We start from the raw sequence: 22,389 nt of genomic DNA, 5'->3' as shown, positions 1-22,389 counted from the left end.
AAGGTGCTTCATTAAAATCTCATATCTTTTGGAATGGTAATTTGATCATTTTGCAGCGTAGGGCGCTGTCCACCTTTTTTGCGATACTGTTTAAGTTGATACACATACGCCAATATCTGAGCAACCGCGGCAAACAAGCCATCTGGAATCTCCTGCTCCAGTTCTGTTGTATGATAAAGAGAACGCGCTAACGGAGGCGAAGGAATTACGTAGATGCTGTGCTCTCTAGCCACTTCTCGTATCTTAAGTGCCATGTGGTCGATCCCCTTTGCAACCACGACAGGCGCTTTGTCTTGCCCCTGTTTATAGCGCAGCGCTACAGAGAAGTGCTCCGGGTTGGTAATAATAACGTCGGCCTGCGGTACTTCTGCCATCATTCTTCGTTGAGCGGCTTCTCTTTGCAGCATTCGAATCCGTCCTTTCACCTCGGGTTTACCTTCGGTATCTTTAAACTCATCTTTGACTTCTTGCTTTGTCATTTTGAGCTGATTCGCATGCTGCCAAATCTGGAATGGAATATCGATGGCGACCACAATCAATAGTGTCGCACTAATCAACAAAATAAAGTTAAGTAAAATATCGAGCGCGTGAAAAATGTTTTGTGGAAAGACTTCCATACTAAGCTGGAACAAGTCTGCTCTGGAGGCATTAACGAGATAGAATGCCATCCCTGCCACCAACGTGACCTTTAAAATCGATTTGATCAGCTCAACCCAGCTTTGCATTCCCACCATGCGTTTAAGGCCACTCAGCGGGTTCATTTTGGATAGTTTTGGCATCGCCGCTTCTGCAGAGAAACTAATACCACCAACGCCAGCAGCTCCGATTAACGCCGCAATAAATAGAACAAACAAGATAAGCAGAAGTGGGAGCAATAGACTGGAAAGTGCGCCAAGTGCCACATCAAACAGCTTGGTCGAATCGTAGATTTCTTCTCGGCTCAAGTTAAACAGCCGAGCCATTGAACCAAACAAAGCGCGCGCGAGCCCTTCACCAAACATCATCAGCGAAAGCGCCCCAACAATCAGTACTGAGACCGACGCTAACTCTTTAGAACGTGCCACCTGCCCCTTTTCGCGAGCTTGTTTAAGCCGCTGGGGGGTGGCGTCTTCGGTGCGTTCTTGGCCATCTGATTCTGCCATCGTCAGCCTCCTACTCGCTTAACAGTTCAGGTCGATCAAGCGACATACCTGACCTTCCACTTCGAGCCAATACAATTGGTAGTGACTGTACAGGCCAGCCATGATGTACCAACAGATCATCAAACCAATCAGCAATGCAAAGGCAAAACCAAGAGAGAAAATATTCAACTGCGGTGCCGCACGAGTCATCACACCAAACGACAAATTAACCGTTAATAGAGCGATAATCCCGGCTAAGGCCATACTCAGCGCGGTTTGGAACATGATACTTAACCATCCAGCCATCTCGCGAAAGTCGGCACTAGAGAGGTGTCCAGACCCGATAGGCAAAGTCTTAAAGCTCATCACCACCAGTTGAATCATTTTCAAATGACCATCCGTTGCCAAAAAAAACATCGTGGCTAGGAACATAAATAGCTGACCCAGCAAAGGAGTATTTTGGCCATTCGCCGGGTCGACCATAGACGCGAAACCCAGACTCGATTGCATACCGAGGATCTGACCTAGCATAACAAACGTCTGAATCATGAAGACGGTCGTCATCCCCATCGCAGTACCAATCAGTATCTGTTCTGCGACCGTAAGAAAGCCTTGGAAAGAAAACAACTCGATAGTTTGCGGAACGGCAGGGATAGAAGGCATGACAGCCAGTGTCAGCGCTAGCCCCAAAAACAATCGAATTCTAGGTGACACAAAGTTGGCCCCCGTCACCGACATCACCATCAACATGGCAGAAATACGCACGTAAGGCCAAAAGTAATTACTGATCCATTCGAGTACAGCGCTGGTAGGGTACTCCATAATGTTATTACCAGAGTACCTGTGGCAGTCTCTCTATAATTTCATAGAAAAACTCCATCATCATCTGAGTGCCCCAGTGAGCAAAGCCAATCAACGCCAATATGGTGACTATCAATCTTGGTAGAAAACTCAGCGTCTGTTCATTGATAGAAGTGGCTGCTTGGAAAATTGCCACCACCAAACCGACGAGAAGACTTGGCACTACAATGGCACAGACGAGGATCAACACCATCCATAATGCGTCTCTAAACAGTTCAACAAATACCTCTGGAGTCATCGATTATCTCCAGCTACAAAGCAAAACTGCCGGCCAGTGTGGACAGTATTAAGTTCCATCCATCAACCAACACGAACAACATCAACTTGAATGGCAGCGATACGATCATTGGTGACAACATCATCATACCCATCGCCATTAGTATCGACGCCACAACCAAGTCAATAATTAAAAACGGTAAGAACAACATAAAGCCGATCTGAAATGCCGTTTTCAACTCTGAAGTAATGAATGCCGGAATCAGTACCGCCATTGACACATCTTCTGGGTTCTTTGCTGTCGAGCCCGACATTTCAACAAACGTCTCCAAATCTTTGACTCGTGTCTGCTTCAGCATAAAGGATTTCATCGGACCTTGTGCCTGCTGAAACGCTTCTTTTGCCGTGATTTGTTCATTCAAGTAGGGTTGAATCGCTTGGTCATTCACCTGATTCAATACCGGCGACATGATGAAAAACGTCAAGAAGATCGCGATACCGATAATCACCTGATTAGAAGGTGTTTGTTGCAAACCCATCGCTTGTCTTAGTATCGACATCACAACAACGATACGGGTAAATGAGGTCATCAAAATAACCATGGCAGGCAAAAAGCCCAACATGGTCATCAACGCCAAAATCTGCAAGTTTATTGAGTAGTCTTCGCTGCCATCAGGGTTGGTTTTCATGGTGAACGCCGGAATACCTGGCCCTGTGCCAAACGAGCTTGAGGAGGCGCTGCCCGCTGCCCCCCGGTCATTCTGCATAGCGGTGACAGTCACACCTGTGTCTAGTGCAGCATTACTCGGTACTGGTGTCGCTACCGCCTCTTCTGCCCATGACAGTGGCGCAAGAAGCAACGTCAAACAGATGAAAATCAGTCGAGTTAAGTTAGTCATGGGAATTCGGTTTCTTCATCAGTTTCGATAGCTGCGCAGCAAACGCAGGCTGAGCTAAATCGGCTTCTTCTAGTGGCGTCTCCAACTTTGAAATCAGCTGAATCGACTGCGAGGTAATACCCACCAAAAACTGCTCTTCACCCGCCTGTACGATAGCAATACGTTCTTTTGTACCGACTGGAATCTGCCTAACAATTTTAAGCCCTTGCTGGTTGACCAGTGATGGCACCTTCATGCGTTTTAGCACCCATGCCAAACCAAGAATTATCAGAATAACTAACACTAAAGAACCTAGCGTAGTAGCTAGGTCAAATGGAGAGCCTGAAGCGCTTAGTGGAGCACTTTCTTGAGAGGCGATCGCCGTCGATGCCCCTCCCACTGAAACAGCCACTAGCAGAACTTTAGAAAAAAGCTTTATCGCCATATTAACGCAACTTCTTAATTCGCTCAGTTTGACTGATGACATCCGTCAAACGAATACCAAACTTGTCGTTCACCACAACCACTTCACCATGGGCAATCAAGGTGCCATTGACCATGACATCGAGTGATTCGCCAGCAATGCGGTCTAATTCCACTACCGAACCTTGGTTTAGCTGAAGCAGGTTACGGATACTAATTTGTGAACGGCCAACTTCCATAGAGATGGTCACTGGAATATCCATAATCGTGTCCAGTTTACGACGCTCGTCCTCTGAAATCGGCGCTGGTGAGTCTTGCAGTTCATCCAGTGGGGCGGCGAGTACCTCATCCACATCAATTTCTGGCGCCATTGGATCTTCACCTAAAGCGGCTGCCCATTCGTCTGCAAGTTTTTGGTCGTCACTAATCGTCATTATTTATATCTACTCTGGTTATTCTTCGTCTGCGTCTTCCACATGCTCCAACTCAGCCATAATATCCTTACCAAGGAAGGCTAAGTCGGTTTTCACTACATCTGGGCGTCTTATTTTTTCGGAAATCTGTACGGCAACTTTTTCGCCAGTACGTCCCATCTTCACTCTGAACGTCGGTAATTCCTCGACAAACATGGTGGCATTTTCCGGCATATCGATAGGAATGATATCTCCGGCTTGCAACTCCATAAGGTCGCGAAGTGATACGTCTTTCTCTAACAAATTCACGCGGAAGTTCACTGGAACATCCATAATCTCTTCACGCAAGGCGCTACTCCACCGGACATCGGTTTCCATCTTATCCGACTGGACACCCGCATCGAGTAATTCGCGAATAGGCTCCACCATAGAATACGGCATCACCACATGGAAATCGCCACCACCGCCATCCACTTCGATATGGAACGAGCTGACCACAATAACTTCGGTTGGGCTGACAATGTTCGCCATGCTTGGGTTCACTTCTGAGTCCAAATACTCAAACTCAACGCCCATAACTGGCGACCACGCTTCCTTGTAGTCTTCGAAAACGGTTTTCATCAATAACTGAATGATACGCCGCTCTGTAGGGGTAAACTCTCGACCCTCAATCTTGGCGTGAAAACGGCCGTCACCACCAAAGAAGTTTTCTACCAAAATGAACACCAAACGCGCTTCCATAGTAATGAGAGCTGTTCCTTTTAGCGGTCTGAAGCGCACCATATTCAAGCTTGTTGGCACGTATAAGGTGTTTTGGTATTCACCAAACTTCATCATCTGAACGCCGTTAATCGACACTTCAGCGGTTTTTCGCAACATATTGAATAAGCTGATTCGCATATGGCGCGCAAAACGTTCATTGATAAGTTCGAGTGTAGGCATTCGACCACGAACAATGCGATCTTGCGACGAGAAGTCAAAATGCACCACATCATTGGGGTCTTGATCTAGCTCATCTTCAACTTCATCGACATCGTCTACTCCGTGGAGAAGCGCATCAATTTCGTCTTGGCTTAATAAATCGGTCACACAATACCTACTGGATTACAAAATCGGTAAATAACACTCTTTCGACTACAGGCTTACCGACAACCTGAGACAAACTGGCTTGAACATCAGCGGTGGCTTGGTCACGTAATTCAACGCGGCCATTCGTACTGCGCAATTGCTCAACCGTCGCCGACGCAAACGTCGACAACAATGTACTTTCTATTAAAGGAGAGTGATAACGCGCCACTTCTTCGTTATCTAGGCCACGGACCATAAGTTGCGCTTTGATCTGAACAACACGATCGCGCTGTTTGCCAGCGGCATTAAAGATAAATGGTTGGGCGATATTCACATACGATATTGGGTCAACTGGCACCGCTGCAGCACCGCTTTGTGCCGCGGGAGCACTTGCTGGCGCCTCACCAGATCCCAGTAACCAATAGGCGACACCACCAGCAGCCAGTAATAGCACCAGCGCTGCGACAATAATGATCAACAGTTTTTTGTTGTTCTTAGGTTGTTCTAAAGTATCTTCTGCCATTTTGTTCTTCTATTTTCCATGAGATTACTCGCGTTAGGCGTAGTAACTAATACCATCTTTTTTATTGGCAACATTCACGTTCAAGCTTACGCTTTCTTCAGTATCATCGACACCATGATTCGACTGACCACTAGATTGAGATCCAGAACCACTCGATTCATGAGAAGCGTGACGTTGTTGCTGACCTTGACTCTGTTGCTGAACCGACGAATCTGCCAGTTGAATTCCCTGTTGAGACAGCATTTCACGCAGCCTTGGCATAGCATGATCGACCATATCGCGCGTTTGTTGGTTTTGAACCGTAAAATGCACCGTCGCAGAATCATTGTTTAAACTCATGCGAATTTGCATTCGACCTAAGTCTGGCGGATCTAAACGAATATCCACATGTTTCAAGTTTTTCGCCATCATCATTTGAACGCGCTCTGCAACTTGGTCACTCGCGTTCTCTTTGGTGAGCACTAGGGGCGACTGTACGTTTGTTGGTGCTTGTGATTGCTCAGCTCGCAGTTGATTAGCAGTCACACCTGCTGCTGCGGCATGCGTTATACCGGCGGGAGCATCATTTGCTTGCCCAAGGTTGGCGGCTCCTTTTTGTTTTTGCACGCCAGCTAAACTTGCATTCCCCGAGGTTAACGATGGATTATTGGTATTGTGATTGGTTGCGGCAGCATTAGCCGCTAACACACTTGCGGCCATCGCCCCCTCTGAGCCGGCTTGAGTTGCACTATGTATTGGCACTGCTGTTGCCTGGGTAGCTGGCGTCGCCATAGCAGCACTTTGACTTGCACTCGAATGAAGCTTATCTGCAGTAAAAGCCGTCGCCGCGAGAGTCTTGGCGTCTAATTTTCCGCCTTGCTCCGCATCAGGCTTAGACCAAGCAATTTGGTTTTGTGTGCCAGCTTTTGTGTCTCCATCAAACGTCGTTGCTCTCACCTCTTGGCCGGACGCTAAATTTGCTGCAGTTCCTGCGGCAACCGCCTTAGATTTGTGTGAACCGTCGAGGTTATCACCAGAAAGCGAAGCACTACCTTGTGTAGGATTATTTTGCGTAGACCCCGTTTGTGAAAGATTGCCCTGAGACGCAGAAAGTGCCGCCAATTCTTCGGCGGTAGCTTCACTGACAACCCCATCAGGAGCAACGATATTTTTGCTTTGTTTCTCTATTGACGAGCCGTCGCCACTCATTGATGCTGCGTGTCCATCAACTTGATTCATCGTTTGAGGGTTGCGAGCGTTTGCAGTTGTAGTACCTAATATCGCGGCTCCTGCTAATTTGGCTTCATCTTGAGACTCAACTGATGTTGATTTGGGCTTTAGCGCACTGTTTGATTCATCTAAACGATTAAGCAATTCAGCACTGTCGCTCACGGTTTTTTTGGCTTCGACACTGCTGCCTTGAGAATCGGAGCTTAACGTCTCATCACCCACAGCTATAGCACCACCAGCCGCCATTTTTTTGACACCCTTCTCTTCAGTGCCTTCTACATCTTCATCATTCGCCTGACTCTTTACCGTTGCTGGGGTGGCTTGTGAAGACTTCGTGGTCTCAGCGGCTTTTCCTACCTCATCACTCACTTCAGCGCCATCTTCCAATAAAACACCTGTCGAACTCGACGTTATCTTTTCGCCTGATTTTTTGCCTTCAACCTTTTGGTTTTCCTCAGTATTTCCTGAAGAAATTGCGCTTTTAAGCTTTTCAAAAAAGCCCTGTTCTTCCGCGTTATCAGCGGAATCCACCAAGGTGGTTTTGTCACTAGACTTAGCATTTGGTGTCGCTGAAATACTGTTGTTAGTAATTGCCAGACTCATTCCATTAAGGCCCGTAAAGAAGAGTTAAATACGCTAGGTGGCAAAATGCCGCCGCTTACAGTTATGTCATCTATCGATGCAAAATTTGTACCGAACAGTGAGTTTTACTAAAGGATAGGGTTAACGAGCAGAGCGACGACGAGCGAAAAGCAGGTTAGAAAACTCATCCATCTGTTTTTGTTCAAGCTTTTGTTCTTGCAGTTGTTTCTCTTTAGCTTTTTTATCGATAAGCCACTCATAGGACCGACGTTGTTTACGAGTATTGTGCCAGTAATCTTGGCAGTCTTCGACCTGTTGTTTGAAGTGACTTTCTGCGGATTTTTGCTTGGTTAATGTCTCATCTAGCTGTGTCAAAAAACGATTGAGGTGACCATACTCACTCGCCGTCAGCCCTCCTTTGCCACGCTCTACAAGTTGATTACAGTAATCAAGGCGATACTGCTCAATTTGTCTTACTTGGTTGTAATAGTCTTCAAGCTCTGATCGTGCTTTGTTGAGGGCTAAGACCGCTTGTTGCTCGCTGTCTTTGGCTTGTTCTAGAAGAAAATCGAGAGCATTATCCATAACCGAATCAGTTTACCTGCAACAGTTGTTTAAGCATACCCAAACACATATCGTATGGCACCGTTTCACGCATACTTTGTTGCAAGTACTGATCAAGCTTAGGTTTCAGCGTAAAGGCGCTATCGATAGCAGGGTCGGTTCCCGGTTTGTAAGCGCCTATGGATACCAGATCTTGATTTTTGCGACAAACCGATAGCACCTGCCTAACAGCTTTAGACATTAGTACATGCTGATCATCCGTGATTTGTGGCATAACACGACTCACCGATTTTTCTACATCAATGGCTGGATAGTGACCAGCATCTGCCATTTCACGAGACAGAACGATATGACCATCCAAAATCGCCCTCGCCGCATCAGCGATAGGATCCTGTAAATCATCCCCTTCAGTAAGCACAGTGAAGAATGCAGTAATGGAGCCCTGATTCACATCACCGTTGCCCGCTCGCTCAACTAAAGCAGGGAGCTTGGCAAAGACCGACGGCGGATAGCCTTTGGTTGCCGGTGGCTCACCTACTGAAAGCGCTATCTCACGCTGCGCCTGCGCAAAACGAGTTAATGAATCCATCAGAAGTAAGACATCGAGCCCTTGATCACGGAAATACTCGGCAATGGTTAAAGCGGTTTGACAGCCCTTCAGGCGCATAAGTGGTGACGCATCAGCTGGTGCTGCAACGACCACCGAACGCTCACGACCCGATGTCCCTAGAATCTCTTCGATAAATTCTTTAACTTCTCGGCCACGTTCACCAATCAGTCCCACCACAACCACTTGTGCCGTCGTACCACGAGTCATCATACCTAGCGTGACCGACTTACCAACACCTGAACCTGCAAAAAGACCAATACGCTGGCCTTTGCCAACGGTCAATAAGCCATTAATGGCTTTAAGGCCAACATCAAGTGGTTCAGAGATGGGTTTACGCGCTAGCGGGTTGATAGGTTCAGCATTGAACGACGCGCGTTTGTCAGTATAGATCTCACCCAGTCCATCAAGCGGGTTTCCCACTCCATCAATCACTCGACCGAGTAGTTCCATTCCTACTGGAAGTCCAGCATCAGAAGTCATTGGCGTTACCCGAGCGCCAGGAAGAACTCCGGTAATCTGTTCACTTGGCATTAGATACAAGTGTTCACCGGAGAAACCTACCACTTCGGCGTCCATTTCGCCGTGCATGGTTTCCACTTTACAGACACTACCAATGGGTGCTTTGCAACCGATGGCTTCGAGTGTTAATCCAACAACACGAACCAGTTTGCCAGAAGCAATCGCGCGAGACTTATGCCCTTCAACTTTGTAATTGGCCAGTCGCTCGGCAAGTGCTTGCATCACTCGCCTCCCTGATGGCGATTGGTTCCACAAAAACTCTGTAATACGCTTTTCACACGCTCTTCGAGTTTGTAACTCACGCTCGATTCACCCGCTTCGATAAATACATCACCACGATTGAGAGACGGTTCAATAACAAGCGTCCAATTGCGAATATCAAGCTCTTCATCACCATAAGCGGCACGGATAATATCAACATCAGCCGGATGGAGTTTTAACGTAATTGCATGACCAACAATCGGTAACGCGTCGACCGATTGCTTGACGGTATCGAGAATGACTTGCGGATTGGTTTGTACCTCAACATGCACCACTTCCTTGGCCAACGCGAGAACCATGTCGACCAATTGCTTTTCAACTTGGTTGTTCATTAGCTCTAACGGTTGAGCAAATTGGTTCGCCATGTTCATGAAGACTTCAACCTGCTGCTTAATGTACTCTTCACCAGCGGCAACGCCTTCTGCTTTGCCTAACTCAAGTCCTTCGGCATGTCCTGCTTGAGTTCCCTCTTCCTTGCCTTTGTCGTAGCCTTGTTTAAAACCGGCTTCTTGGCCTTGGAACAAGCCTTCTTGATAAGCACCCTGTTTGATCTGCTCAATCTGCTCTTCAGTGAGCATCAAAGGCTCTTCTTCAGCTGCTGCTTCTTCTAGAGGAGCCCAACTAGGATCGTAGTTAAGCGCGGTCTCTTTGGCATGTTGATTAGTTTGTGAGGTGTAATCTGGTAACCCCCAAGAATGAGCTGACTCTATGGTATTGTCTTCTGACGGACGCAAAAAGCCACGTTTTCTATCTCCAGACATCAAGCCTTCCCTTTTATTCTTAAGAAAGTTTTCCAAATGAATATGTTATGAGTTTTTATAGGAACTCATCTGCGCCACCAGAAAGCATCAGCTCACCGTTGTCCGCCATTCGTCTAGCAATCGTGAGAATTTCTTTCTGTGCCGTTTCTACATCAGCAACACGCACAGGTGGCATCGCCTCAATATCTTCACGCATCATGTCAGCAGCACGTTTCGACATGTTATCGAAAATCTTCTCTTTAAGCGCATCATCGGCACCTTTAAGAGCACGTTGCAACACGTCTTGCGGTACATCTCTAAGCAGCTTTTGGATACCTTGGTCGTCCACTTCGATAAGGTTCTCGAATACAAACATAAGATCTTGAATCTGAGTCGCCATATCTTCGTCTTGGTCGCGAATTTGATCCATAAGAATCCCTTCGACGTTGTTGTCGAGGTAGTTCATGATCTCCGCAGCCGCCTTCAGGCCGCCAATCTTCGCGGCTTGAGCGCCTGCTTGGCCTGCGAACTGCTTCTCCATAATTTCGTTCAGTTCTGCTAACGCAGACGGCTGAACTTCTTCCAAGTTCGCAATACGCATCATCAAATCAAGACGAACTCTCTCAGGGAACTGAGAAAGAATTTCTGCTGATTGATCAGCTTCCAAGTAAGAAAGTACGATAGTTTGAATTTGTGGGTGTTCGTTAACAATGATGCTGGCAACTTGACGCGGATCCATCCATTTCAATGAATCCAAACCTTTGGAGCCTGTTCCCAGAAGGATTTGGTCCACAAGGTTGTTGGCTTTATCTTCACCTAATGCAGCTACCAAGGTATTGCGCATGAAGTCTTCGCTACCCATACCAATATTGGTGTACTTCTGGATATCTTCTAAGAAGGCGCGGTGAACCGCCCCCACTTTGTCTTGGCTCAGATCGCTGGCTTTCGCCATCGCACTACCCACACGCTGAACTTGTTTAGGTTCAAGATGACGAATGATGCTGGCCGCATCGGATTCATTCAAACTAAGTAGCAAAATAGCCGCTTTTTCATCTCCGCCAATGCTAGAAATGTCGACACTGGTTTCTGCAAGTTGGCCGCCATTTGCTGCCACGATCTCGTTTGCCATTAGTTTTCAGCCATCCAATTTTTAACAACTTGTGCCGCGAGTTCCGGCTCATTCGCCACCAGAGCTCGTACTGCTTTAAGCACATCTTCGTCTTTGTGTAGGTTTGGTAGGTCAATACCGGTACTAAATTCGAACAACTCACTGCCGTCAATATCGGTACCAATCAAGCTAGTTTCGCCGTCGGCGCCAAGCGGCAGACCATCCGGGCCATAAAGCTGGTCGTCTTCTTCCTGAGCTGCTGGGTTAAGCAGCTTCTTCATTGCTGGTCTAATTAGAACAAAGACCACGACGATGATCACCAAGGCACTCGCAAACCAGCGAATCCAATCATTGAAATTAGGGTGCTCCCAAATTGGTACATCCGGTAATAGATCGGCCGTAGGCTCTTCAAACGTCATACTTAAAACATTGAGTAGATCACCACGGTTTTCATTAAAACCAACAGCACCGATAAGTACTTGTCGAATTGCCGCCAGTTCACTCTCTGAACGCGGCTGGTAAGTGACCTCACCAGTATCTGGGTTCACGCTTGAACGGTTTTTTATTGCAACCGCTACGGTCTGGCGATTTACTACACCGCTTTGTTTGCGCTCGTGACTAATCGTGGTATCGAGTTCGAAGTTACGTGTCGCTTCTTTGTGAACTGAACCTTGCCCCATGATCGAGCCATCTTTCATTTGTGCGACATCAGTAGGAATAGAGGCGTCAGCGGGCGGCTGGTTACTAAGTGCACCCGGCACACCAGCCACAACATTACCGTTGTTGTAGTCTTCTAAGGTATATTCACTTCGAGTTGCTGGCGTATTCGGGTCAAAGCGCTTGCGCGTTTGCTCAACGGCGCTAAAGTCGAGTTCAATATCAACTTGAGCGGTGTAGTTACCTAAGCCAAGAATCGGAATCAATACCGAATCAATTTTCTCACGTAACGCTTGTTCTTGATTTTGCTCTAGTTCTTGCTCTTTTCGACGCGCCATAGAAGCAGCATCTTGAGAGCCTGAACTCAATAGGCGACCGTGCTGATCAGTAACGGTAATACGTGATGGCTTCATGCCCGGAACGGCGCTCGCCACCATATCCACAACGGAGTCAACTTCTTGCTGCCTTAATACAGCGCCTGTTGCTAGGGTGAGAAAGACTGAAGCGGATGCTTCTTGATTATGGCGAACAAAAACACTTTGTTTTGGCAGTGCCAAAAGTACACGAGCGGTGCGCACTTGCTTCATCTGCTCGATAGCTTTGCCTAGTTGCCTTTCGCGGCTTAGCTTAAGACGTTCTTGTTCAAGACGCTGAGAAACACCAAATCCCATATCCTGCATCAGGATATCGTCACCGGTATTTGATGCGCGGTTTATTCCTGCACGCACCATATCAAGTTTGAGGTTATTGTATTCACTCGCAGGAACACTCAGCGCATTACCTTCTAACTTGTATTGCACTTTCTTTTGGTCAAGATAATCAAGAACTGGAATAAGCTCTTCGGTCTCATATACGCCTAACGGGCGCATCTCTGGCTCTTTAACCCAGAAGAACAACATCACGATGAGCGCCACACAAATAGAGATAGACAGAACTAGGACGATTTGTCTGAGAAGATCGAGATCGCCTACGGCTAAGTCAAACTTAGAGCTGCTTTTCTCGTTGATGTCTGGATTTTGACTTTCTGCTGCGATGTCTGAGCTCGTCACCATTGCGGTATCTGAGCCACTATCCATTAACGCTACGTCTGTCGATTGATTTTCTTGAGCCACTACTTTTTACTACCTAGATTAAACGGGCATATTCATGAGTTCTTTATAGGCTTCTACAAGCTTATTTCTCACTTGAATGGTTGCTTCAAAGGCGACGCTAGACTTGTTTCGAGCGATCATGACATCAGAAAGAGAGACATCAGCATCCCCTCGGTCAAAACGCATTTGCAGATCACCGGATGATTTTTGAAGACCATTCACGTTGTTCACCGCTTGAGAAAGCATGTCGCCAAAGTTAGCACCAACCTGATGGGCGTTTGCTGCAGGCTTAGAGTTGGCCGCTTCCAACATCATGGTCTGCATTTCATTGTGTAATCCGTCTACTTTCATGCTTTATCAATCGCCGTCAATCTTTTGACAGTGTCCTTACAATATCTTGATTCTTTCCTGAAAATTGCAAAAATTATGCCATGGTTTAAACCTAAAGTGTTAGCTCTAAACCAACACTTTAGGACACATCTTAGCTCGGGATCTCAATACCAGCATCGCGCATCTTCGCTAACTTATAGCGTAAGGTTCGTGGGCTAATACCAAGTTTCTCCGCCATTTCTTTACGGCGACCTTCGCACTCTTTCAGCGTCTCCAAAATAATTGAAAACTCTTGATCACGAAGTTCACCACCCAAGCCTTCGCTCGATGCTACACTGCGACCCATCGCGTCACTTGAAACCTGAGCAACAGGAGCAATCTCCGGTGCAACTTGCTCAGGGCTCGACACCACTTGTTGTAAGCTCGATGCGTCTTGCCAGTCCACACCTTCTAATAGAATGTGCTCAGCGCAGATGGTTGACTCGTCACATAAGATCAAAGCTCGTTGCACCACATTATCTAGCTCGCGAACGTTACCCGGCCACGGATAGCTCATGAGTTTTGCTAATGCTGCCTGACCAAATTCTGGCACTGGCATTCCCAATTTCTTACAGTGGCGCTCGGTTAGATGACGGGCTAAAGGCGCAATATCTCCAGAACGATCACAAAGAGCTGGCCACGCAATTGGGAACACATTTAAGCGATAATATAAGTCTTCACGGAAGTTACCTTCCTGAACATATTGTTTAAGATCACGGTTACTGGTCGCCAATACACGAACGTCTAGCGCAATGCTTTTACGACTGCCTAACCGCTCTACCTCACGCTCTTGTAGTACGCGAAGTAATTTAGCTTGAAGGTTTAAATCCATTTCACTGATCTCATCAAGCAAAATGGTGCCACCTTGAGCTTGTTCAAATTTCCCCGGACAGGCTTGAATAGCGCCGGTAAACGCCCCTTTCTCATAGCCAAATAGGGTCGCTTCTAACATGTTGTCTGGAATCGCCGCACAGTTGATTGCAACAAAAGGACCGTCCGCACGTAGCGATTTGTTATGGATATAGCGTGACATGACTTCTTTACCTGAGCCACTTGGCCCCAGCACCATGACACTGGCGTCAGTTTTAGCAACTTTTTCAGCCAAAGTAAGCAGTTGAATACTCTTAGCATCCGCAACAATCGCATCACCATTATCATCTGACTTCACTGGCGCATAACGACTGACCATATTCAACAACACTTCCGGCGCAAAAGGTTTCGCCATGTAATCAATCGCACCTTCCTTCATGGCTGCGACGGCATCTTCAATGTTGGCATAAGCTGTCATTAACAACACAGGCAAATTGGGCCAATGCTGCTTAATGTTTCGCAGGAGTGCTAAACCGCCCATCCCCGCCATCTGTACATCGGAAACAACAATATCTACCGGCTGAGTTTTGAGCTTCACTAGAGCATCTTCAGCGCAATCGGCTTCCACCCACTCATAACCTGCAAGGGCCAATGTATCGACGAGAGCTTCGCGAAGACCTTCATCATCCTCTACGATAAGTACTTTGCTTTGAGCCATCAGCTTATTCCTTCATTTGTTACTTCTTGAGATGACGTTGCCAATGGCAAGCACATGGTAAAACATGCGCCATCATCCTCTTCTGATATCAATTCAAGCCGTCCTTCATGAGCACGGCAAACCATTTGCACTACCGCAAGACCAAGACCCGTGCCTTGTGAACGAGTAGTGAAAAACGGTTCCATTATTTTCTGTTGCAGTTCAGCAGGTACGCCTGGCCCGCTATCTTGGACAGAGATTTTTAATTCGTTATTAACTGGACGGAAAAACACATCCAATTGCGACCCTTTACCAGCAATTTGCACGGCATTAAGTACAAGGTTACTCAAGGCAGAGGCAACCGCATTAACATTACCCAGCAGCGCTACTTCGTCTTGCTCTACTTCTAAACAATAATCGATGTTGTTGCTTTTTAGTGTGGTCTCGACCATCGGCTGATACTCATCCACCAGTTGTTTTAGGGTAAATGGCTTTATGACCTTATTGTCGCCCCCCTTTGCAAACAACAGCATGTCATTAACCTGCTTCTCAAGATCATGAAGTCTGTCGACCAATTTGATTTGAAAGCGTTCACGAGTAGGTTGTGGAAGGTTAGGCGCACCAAGGTTAGAGGCATACAACATAGCACTGGATAACGGCGTGCGAACTTGATGTGCGAGTGAAGCAACCATTCTTCCCAAAGATGATAAGCGCTGTAAATCGCTGACTCTTGATTGCAGCAAGCGCGTTTCAGTGAGGTCAGTAATGAGAATCAACTGTCCAGTTGAGGAAGCGGAAATAGCCAATCGAACCTTGCGGCCATTGCGCAAAGAGACCTCATGACCATCATCTTCTTTGGGGTCAAAAACCACTTGAATCAGATGAAACCATTTTTGGCCAACAAGGGGAATATCGAGAATACGGTGCGCTTCTGGGTTCGCTTCCCTGACCACACCTTGTGTATCCAACAAAATGACACCTGCAGGCATCGCTTCTATAACCTGCTGATATCGTTCTACTTGCGATTCCAAGGAATCTAAGTGTGAGCTTGATTGCTCATCTTGTTGTGATTCGCCCGTTGCCAACTGATCCATTTACGAGATGTTCCTTCTCAATACGACTCGCAGAAATACGTAGTCCATAAAAGACTTAAGCCCGAAAATGCAAAAAGCATGCCGGGCTTAAGTCTATATATTTCAACAAGTTAATCGCGTCAATAAATTGTCATAGCAAATTGAGCGTGACTTAAATCACATCACAATCAGCTCCAATCTAGCGGTGTAAGTTATACTTACGCATTTTTTCAACAAGGGTGGTACGACGCATACCGAGCATATCAGCAGCACGAGCAACGATGCCTTCTTGAGCATCCAAAGCTTGGCTAATCATGTTCACTTCGAGGTCGGCCAACATTTCTTTCAGGTTAACACCTTCAGGAGGTAACGATTGAGGTGCATTGTGACTTTCCAGTTCAGGCTCTTCAAAGGTAAAGTTCTCCGCAAATATACTGTCTAGTGCATCACGCTCTTGTTCTTCAATCGTTTTGAACGCATTCATTTCTGGCTGGAATTCTGGGATATCACTATAGCGGTATTTAACCGGAAGATGATTCACATCCACCAAGCTATTTGGATACAAGATCACCATACGTTCAACGAGGTTGGCAAGTTCACGAACGTTACCTGGCCAATCATGTTCCATTAACGAATTAACGGAGCGAGGGGCGAAACAGATAGGTTGCCCCCCTTCTGCCTCCATACGCGCTAGCAGTTCTTGCAACAACAGAGGGATGTCTTCTTTGCGCTCTCGAAGCGATGGCATTTCAATTGGGAAAACATTTAAGCGATAGAACAAGTCTTCGCGGAAGTCACCCTGTTGGATCATACTTTCAAGATCGCGGTGCGTTGCGGCAACAATGCGAACATTGGCTTTAATCACGCTACTGCCGCCAACGCGTTCAAACACGCGCTCTTGCAATACGCGAAGTAACTTGACCTGCATCGGCATTGGCATATCACCAATTTCGTCAAGGAATAAGGTACCGCCATCGGCAAGCTCAAAACGCCCTTTACGAGAAGTAATCGCCCCCGTAAAGGCGCCTTTCTCATGACCAAACAACTCACTTTCTAGCAAGTCCGGCGGAATCGCTCCGCAGTTCACTGGAACAAACGGCCCACTACGACGAGTTGAATGGTAGTGGATGTTGCGAGCAACAACTTCCTTACCCGTGCCTGACTCACCCAGAATCAACACGTTCGCTTCTGAACCAGAGACCTGTTCAATCAAATGACGAACTTCCTGTATGCCAGGACTTTGTCCAACTAAACTACGAAATAGCGTATTTTTACGAAGATTCGACGGAACCTGAACGCCTTTACGCCCCAAAAACTCGCGACAATGACGCAGCGCATCACTTAGCTGAGGGTAGTTGAGAGGGAGTTCTAACTCACCAACAAAGTTGGAAAGTGGCTCAACCGCGCCGGTAAATTCACTCGTCACCAGCAAAGGAACATGATTAGACAGCGAAAGCTGCGATAACAAGACTTGAGATAGATTTGGGCTTTCCAAAGCACCTACGATGCAACCCGACCACGTCTGGGACCAATCGATTTGGTTTATGTCTGTAGATGGAATCGCCACACAATGCTCACCAACAAACTCCAAAATGGTGTTTAGATTAGTGCGAATTTGCGGATCATCAGCAATAACAAGAAGTTTAGCTAAGCCTTGCATGAGTCAGGAATTATGCCTTGATCAAAACCAACCACAATGGCGTCAATTTTTTGTCACTCGTCAATTTTACGCCGAGCTAACAAAAGCCAAAAAACACCTTATAAAATTGACAAGCAATTTATAAAACAAGTGGTTAGATATAAAAAAACGCCATTAGGCTGGGAATGGCGTCTATTCTATTGACATTATTCTGATATAGCAACTTTGTCACGTTGACTTTAAGAGGTTAATTCCGCTTAGATTCCAACTTCTTGTGCTGTTAAGTTGTGGTAATCACTAGGAATTTGATCCCAAGCAGATTTTATCTCTCGTATGATCTCTATCACATCATCAATTGGTTTTGGGTTGTTTTCGTGATTAGCCGTTGTAATTTGCGCAATCATGAATTCATACAACTGGTCGAGGTTTTTAGCGATGTCGCCGCCATCATCCATAGACAAGCAACTACGTAGTGCAATGATGATATCTAGAGCTTTGCCGATACGCTCGCCTTTCACAGGCACATTGCCTTGTTCCATCGCTGCTTTGGCTTGAATCAGTCTTTCTATCGCACCACCCATTAGCATTTGGATAACTTTGTGCGGTGACGCAGCACTCAATTGGCTGTCTACAGATACTTTCTTATATGCTTGTAATGAACCACGCATCACTATCCTCTCAAATAAATTTTTGGTACTGCTGTAGGGACTTTCTACCATGTCGGTACTTTCTAAGTTCCAGTCCCAATTGATCCGTTTTGGTTTGCATATGGGTCGCAATTCGACGTGTCGACTGTTCCACTTGCAGCCACTCATCACTCTGCTTTAGGTTCGGATTCCTTTGGCAAGCGGCTATTAACTTCGTGATTATCTGTTCTCTTTTATCGACCAGAAGGTGAATTTCTTCAGTATCCAACTCATCATTTTCTAAAACAGATTGTAAACGGTGATCCAAATCACCTAATTGATTGAATATGCTCAATTAGTAGACCCTACTTTCGACATCAGCTTATCCCCCCATCGCACTCATCATGCCTGCTAATTGCGACTGCATCTTTCCGGTAGCGTCTTGCATGGCGGCAAATTTGTCGTGAGTTCGTTTCTGTAGGCTATCCATGCGGCGGTCTAAATTGACCTGTTGGTCATTCAGTCGATAATTTTGTTCAACTAAGCTTTGCTCTCGAGTACGGATCGTCCCGGTAGCACCGGTCATACTGTGAATAGCATCTTCGACGCGTTTGGCAAATCCGTTATTACCGCCGAAAAACTCGCCTAACTTGTTGAAGTTATTATTCAACTGCTTATCGAGCATTTGATAGTTTATTTCGAGATTACCTTGGCGCGTCGTAGTGACACCAAACTCAGTTAAGGTCTCTAACCCTTCAGGGGCACCTTCTACCGCTGATGAAAAGACACTTTTCAAACGCGAGTCCGCACTTCTCACCACACTATCTCCCGCCAATGGGCCGGTTTGCCCAGTTGTGGGGTCTGCACTAGAAAGCTCTTTGGACACTTGATAAAACTGGTTGTAGGCGGCAACAAATTGTTCAATATCAGCACGCACACTAGCGCGGTCATATTCCACACCAATTTCCGCTGGACGATCCCCTTGCTTGGTCGTGCCTTTCAACGTTAAATCCACGCCTTCAATGGCACCTTCAATGACATTATTGTGACTTGATAGCTCAGCAATACCGTCGAGTATGACCTTTGAATCTTGCGCTGCTTGGACTTGTGACATGCCATTGTAGATTTGCAGCGATCGCTGTGCTTCGGCAAGTTCAGCTTGAACTGATTCTACTTTTTCTAAACGCTCACGTTCTTCCGGTGATAGCTTGGCACGCTCTAGTTGCTTGGCCTCCGCTTCGGTCATATCACCGTCAGCAACAGCTTGGGCAATGGCCGCTTTTTCATCGGCCAATTCTTGCTCTAGCTGAGCTTGTGCTTCACTTGGCGTTACATAAGAGTCGGTCAAAGTGCCTGAGGCCGTATTACTCCAACCCGGGACTTCACCCGATTTTTCTAGTGCTTTTTGGTCAAGCTCCGGCTCTGGCGCTTGATAGGAATCCATCAAGGTTCCTGATGCAGTTTCTGTCCAACCGGGAATAGTGTCTTCAGGGCGGCCAGATGTTGCCTCTTGCGCGACAGATTCTGCGCTTTGCTCATCCTTGGTGTTTTCCTCTACCAAAGCTTCATTAGCAGTGGCTTCATTCACCTCATCTGCTTTCTTAGCGTCATCTTCCTCAGAGGATGGAACATCTAGTAAAGCTAATGCATCAGCCTGAGCTTGCTCCAACGCTTTAACGCGCTGCTCAATAGTTTTGTATTCGAATCGATAGAGATCATTGCCGGGCTCAGCGTCTACATCAATTATCAAGGCATGTTCAGCCCCTGATTGGTTGGCCGCCACAATAAGCCTAGGACCGTTGATGTCTTTAACGATAGATGCGCGTACACCGGGATTGTCACTCGCGCCGTTAATGGCACGAACTACGTCGGTTAAACGAGAATTACTGCGAAGGGAAATATCAAAGCTGTCATCACCCATTGAAATTTGCAGCTTACCTGGACCAAACTTCGTATCTTCAGGAATAGCATCCGAAGCGATTTTATGGCTTTGAGCAAGCTGCAATACATCGACAGCGTATTTGCCAGCAATAGCATCAGTTGATGCTGTTGCCGTGACAACGCTTTCTTCGGAGGTGTTGACGCTTCTCAGCGCAAACGCCTTCTCCTGGCGAAAGCTTGCCATAAGATTTTTCATCGTATCTAGTGACTCTTTGAGTCGTCCGTAGGCACTTATACCGGTATCAATTTTGCTACGCTCATAGTCGAGACGTTGCTGTTTCGGAATCCGCTCAGCATCGACTATTTTGCTCACCATGGAATTGATATCCATGCCTGAAGACATCCCTATCGGGCCCATATTCACCAAACCACTTCGAATTTAATACTATTGCATCTTAATGATGCGACTACACCAACATGTCAATGCTGAGTGCGCCATGTTTTTCAACACGCTTTAGTACGTCGAGAAGCTCTTGATCTGGAAATTGACGAATGATCTCACCGCTGTCTTTCGCATAAACAGTAATGATGTCGCGCCCTGATTCTTCATCTCTTCGAAACGATAATCCCGTATTCATTGAGGTGAGAAACTCATCAAGACGTTTGACCATATTTTCACGTTCTGCCTGATTGAGGTCATGACGCTCGGTCGCAATTTTCTGAATCAATTCGGAAGTTTTCTGGTTAGAAAACGCCACACTTTCCGCCGTTCTCAGTTCATTGACCTTTATCGGCTGTGAGCCTTTATCGGTATCAACTGACGGTGTTGTTTTATTAGTATTTTTCGAAGCAAGTTCTGTGCCACTAGAAGAGGCAAAAGGCTGAATGTTCGACGCGTAGGATGAGATATCCACTTTCGTTCTCCCGTTTCTAACCTTCTCTATTGTCCAACTCCAACTGGGGTAAAACTAGTTGAGCAATAAGCTTGAAATTGGAAGTTGGTGATAGAGTAACCCTATCACCAACACACTTGCCTAAGGTGTAAGCCTTTTTTAGCCTAGTAGGCTAAGTGCAGCTGAAGGCGATTGCTTCGCTTGAGCTAGAATTGAAGTACTCGCTTGCTGCAGGATTTGGTTCTTGGTCATTGCCGTCGTTTCTTTCGCGTAATCGGTGTCTTCGATACGGCTCTTAGATGCATTAACGTTTTCGTTGATGTTATCTAAGTTATTGATTGCGTGATTGAAGCGGTTTTGGAACGCACCAAGTTCTGCACGGTTACTGTCTACGTATTTTAGCGCCGCATCTAGAATAGCTACTGATTCTTGTGCACCACCTACAGAAGTAACGTTGATGTCATTAACTGATACCGCGCTTGCTGCGCCAGAAAGGTCAAGCTCAGAACCGCCCGCTAGTGAACCACCGAACGTTAGTGAAGCACTATCAGCTTCGCCGTTGCTGCTTGCGAAGATTTGCAGAGCACCGTCTTCATCAACAGATGCTTGAACTTGGTCTGTTTGACCATTGATGTAGGTTGCAAGTTGCTCGATATCATCACCTTCTTTACCAGTGATAGCAATCTGAGTCATTGCGTTACCCGCTTTGTCATTTAGGTCAATCGTTAAAGTAGCACCCGCTCCAACTGTCCAGCTTTCATCTTTCGCGTTAGCCGCTTTATAAGAAGAACCGCCCATTTGTGCATTGTCAGAGCGCATATCGTTCATGCTCAGCATAACTGCTTCGCCACTGTTAGAACCGATTTGGAACGACTGTGTACCGTATGTGCCATTTAGAAGACGGTTGCCACCAAAAGACGTGGTTTCCGCGATACGGTTTAGCTCGTCATTAAGCGCTGTCACTTCTTCTTGAATTGCTACACGCTCTGCTTTTGAGTTAGAGCCGTTTGCAGATTGTAGAGATAGGTCACGCATACGTTGTAGGATGTTAGTAGTTTCATCCATAGCACCTTCAGCTGTCTGCGCAATAGAGATACCATCGTTTGCATTTTTTACAGCCATATCTAAGCCGCGGCTTTGAACATTCAATCGGTTCGCAATTTGCAGACCTGCTGCATCGTCTTTTGCACTGTTGATTTTGTAGCCCGAAGACAAGCGTTCCATTGATTTTTGTGTGTTCTCTGCTGCGTTATTCAGATAACGCTGAGCAGTCATTGCAGACACATTCGTGTTTACATTAATTGCCATACTGATCTCCTTAGGCATTTAGGATAGATGGCCTCTGTGTCTCTCACCTCACATTGGCACATCCGATTTTATTTCTCTCAATCCCTGTAACGGCGATAAATTTAGAAGCTTTAGAACAAATTGGCGTTTTTTTTACTATTAATTCAATTGATTGGATAAATGTGATTTAGATCGGAGATTCGAATGGAGGATAGTTGTGTTTGCAACGCTCTAAAGCCAAATGAAAAAAAACCAGAGCCGAAGCTCTGG

At 46.4% G+C, this 22,389-nt stretch carries 23 protein-coding genes; all 23 read right to left on the bottom strand.

Annotated features, from left to right (window positions below; genetic code table 11):
- Positions 1–11: 11 nt before the first annotated feature.
- The 23 genes from flhB to OH456_RS11975 all read right to left on the bottom strand — a co-directional run bounded on the left by flhB (position 12) and on the right by OH456_RS11975 (position 22,140).
- Entirely contained in the window at positions 12–1,142 is a 1,131-nt protein-coding gene (flhB, locus tag OH456_RS12085; protein ID WP_198558129.1) for a flagellar biosynthesis protein FlhB, read from the bottom strand.
- Positions 1,143–1,160: 18 nt separating this feature from the next.
- Positions 1,161–1,943 carry a flagellar biosynthetic protein FliR gene (gene fliR / locus OH456_RS12080; protein ID WP_006069974.1) on the bottom strand — a complete coding sequence of 261 codons (783 nt, stop codon included), beginning with the start codon at positions 1,941–1,943 and terminating at the stop codon, positions 1,161–1,163.
- Between the two features lie 7 nt (positions 1,944–1,950).
- Positions 1,951–2,220, bottom strand: coding sequence for a flagellar biosynthesis protein FliQ (gene fliQ, locus OH456_RS12075; protein ID WP_006069973.1), 270 nt, complete (start codon positions 2,218–2,220; stop codon positions 1,951–1,953).
- Between the two features lie 13 nt (positions 2,221–2,233).
- The gene (fliP, locus tag OH456_RS12070) at positions 2,234–3,097 is read right to left on the bottom strand and encodes a flagellar type III secretion system pore protein FliP (protein ID WP_240206857.1); all 864 of its coding nucleotides are present in this window, start codon (positions 3,095–3,097) and stop codon (positions 2,234–2,236) included.
- A complete protein-coding gene (fliO, locus tag OH456_RS12065) occupies positions 3,090–3,521 on the bottom strand; it encodes a flagellar biosynthetic protein FliO (protein WP_088876012.1) in 432 nt (143 codons plus the stop codon). Before fliO ends, fliP begins: the two co-directional genes overlap by 8 nt.
- Before the next feature lies 1 nt (position 3,522).
- Complete coding sequence (gene fliN, locus OH456_RS12060) at positions 3,523–3,933, bottom strand: flagellar motor switch protein FliN (protein WP_006069970.1); 411 nt, start codon at positions 3,931–3,933, stop codon at positions 3,523–3,525.
- Positions 3,934–3,951: 18 nt separating this feature from the next.
- Positions 3,952–5,001: a flagellar motor switch protein FliM gene (fliM, locus tag OH456_RS12055; protein ID WP_006069969.1), complete on the bottom strand. Its 1,050-nt coding sequence runs from the start codon at positions 4,999–5,001 to the stop codon at positions 3,952–3,954.
- A 7-nt stretch (positions 5,002–5,008) separates the two neighbouring features.
- The gene (fliL, locus tag OH456_RS12050) at positions 5,009–5,503 is read right to left on the bottom strand and encodes a flagellar basal body-associated protein FliL (protein WP_006069968.1); all 495 of its coding nucleotides are present in this window, start codon (positions 5,501–5,503) and stop codon (positions 5,009–5,011) included.
- Between the two features lie 33 nt (positions 5,504–5,536).
- Positions 5,537–7,315 carry a flagellar hook-length control protein FliK gene (locus tag OH456_RS12045; protein ID WP_270033537.1) on the bottom strand — a complete coding sequence of 593 codons (1,779 nt, stop codon included), beginning with the start codon at positions 7,313–7,315 and terminating at the stop codon, positions 5,537–5,539.
- Positions 7,316–7,435: 120 nt separating this feature from the next.
- Positions 7,436–7,879, bottom strand: coding sequence for a flagellar export protein FliJ (gene fliJ, locus OH456_RS12040; RefSeq protein ID WP_031494285.1), 444 nt, complete (start codon positions 7,877–7,879; stop codon positions 7,436–7,438).
- Between the two features lie 7 nt (positions 7,880–7,886).
- The gene (fliI, locus tag OH456_RS12035; protein ID WP_006069965.1) at positions 7,887–9,209 is read right to left on the bottom strand and encodes a flagellar protein export ATPase FliI; all 1,323 of its coding nucleotides are present in this window, start codon (positions 9,207–9,209) and stop codon (positions 7,887–7,889) included.
- Positions 9,209–10,009, bottom strand: a complete 801-nt coding sequence (gene fliH / locus OH456_RS12030) for a flagellar assembly protein FliH (RefSeq protein ID WP_124940107.1) — start codon at positions 10,007–10,009, stop codon at positions 9,209–9,211. The genes fliI and fliH overlap by 1 nt, the downstream gene beginning before the upstream one ends.
- Positions 10,010–10,064: 55 nt before the next feature.
- Positions 10,065–11,117 (bottom strand): flagellar motor switch protein FliG, encoded by a 1,053-nt coding sequence (fliG, locus tag OH456_RS12025; RefSeq protein WP_006069963.1) that lies wholly within the window; start codon positions 11,115–11,117, stop codon positions 10,065–10,067.
- Entirely contained in the window at positions 11,117–12,829 is a 1,713-nt protein-coding gene (gene fliF / locus OH456_RS12020) for a flagellar basal-body MS-ring/collar protein FliF (RefSeq protein ID WP_412104837.1), read from the bottom strand. The genes fliG and fliF overlap by 1 nt, the downstream gene beginning before the upstream one ends.
- Positions 12,830–12,883: 54 nt before the next feature.
- A complete protein-coding gene (fliE, locus tag OH456_RS12015; RefSeq protein WP_006069961.1) occupies positions 12,884–13,195 on the bottom strand; it encodes a flagellar hook-basal body complex protein FliE in 312 nt (103 codons plus the stop codon).
- A 130-nt stretch (positions 13,196–13,325) separates the two neighbouring features.
- Entirely contained in the window at positions 13,326–14,741 is a 1,416-nt protein-coding gene (locus tag OH456_RS12010; RefSeq protein WP_270033536.1) for a sigma-54-dependent transcriptional regulator, read from the bottom strand.
- Positions 14,741–15,814 carry a sensor histidine kinase gene (locus OH456_RS12005; RefSeq protein WP_006069959.1) on the bottom strand — a complete coding sequence of 358 codons (1,074 nt, stop codon included), beginning with the start codon at positions 15,812–15,814 and terminating at the stop codon, positions 14,741–14,743. The genes OH456_RS12010 and OH456_RS12005 overlap by 1 nt, the downstream gene beginning before the upstream one ends.
- A 178-nt stretch (positions 15,815–15,992) precedes the next feature.
- Positions 15,993–17,453, bottom strand: a complete 1,461-nt coding sequence (locus OH456_RS12000; RefSeq protein WP_006069958.1) for a sigma-54 dependent transcriptional regulator — start codon at positions 17,451–17,453, stop codon at positions 15,993–15,995.
- A gap of 236 nt (positions 17,454–17,689) precedes the next feature.
- Complete coding sequence (gene fliS, locus OH456_RS11995; protein WP_006069957.1) at positions 17,690–18,100, bottom strand: flagellar export chaperone FliS; 411 nt, start codon at positions 18,098–18,100, stop codon at positions 17,690–17,692.
- Between the two features lie 10 nt (positions 18,101–18,110).
- The gene (locus OH456_RS11990) at positions 18,111–18,413 is read right to left on the bottom strand and encodes a flagellar protein FliT (protein WP_006069956.1); all 303 of its coding nucleotides are present in this window, start codon (positions 18,411–18,413) and stop codon (positions 18,111–18,113) included.
- A 27-nt stretch (positions 18,414–18,440) separates the two neighbouring features.
- Positions 18,441–20,363, bottom strand: coding sequence for a flagellar filament capping protein FliD (gene fliD, locus OH456_RS11985; protein WP_270033535.1), 1,923 nt, complete (start codon positions 20,361–20,363; stop codon positions 18,441–18,443).
- A gap of 43 nt (positions 20,364–20,406) precedes the next feature.
- Positions 20,407–20,853 carry a flagellar protein FlaG gene (locus OH456_RS11980; protein WP_006069954.1) on the bottom strand — a complete coding sequence of 149 codons (447 nt, stop codon included), beginning with the start codon at positions 20,851–20,853 and terminating at the stop codon, positions 20,407–20,409.
- A 138-nt stretch (positions 20,854–20,991) separates the two neighbouring features.
- On the bottom strand, positions 20,992–22,140 hold the full coding sequence (locus OH456_RS11975) for a flagellin (RefSeq protein WP_006069953.1): 1,149 nt from the start codon (positions 22,138–22,140) through the stop codon (positions 20,992–20,994).
- Positions 22,141–22,389 lie beyond the last annotated feature (249 nt).

This window comes from Vibrio sp. La 4.2.2 (genome assembly GCF_027586995.1).
GTDB classification, from domain to species: Bacteria; Pseudomonadota; Gammaproteobacteria; order Enterobacterales; family Vibrionaceae; genus Vibrio; species Vibrio mediterranei.
Note: the sequence above shows the minus strand (reverse complement) of the source record. Positions and strands in the feature narration are given on the sequence as shown.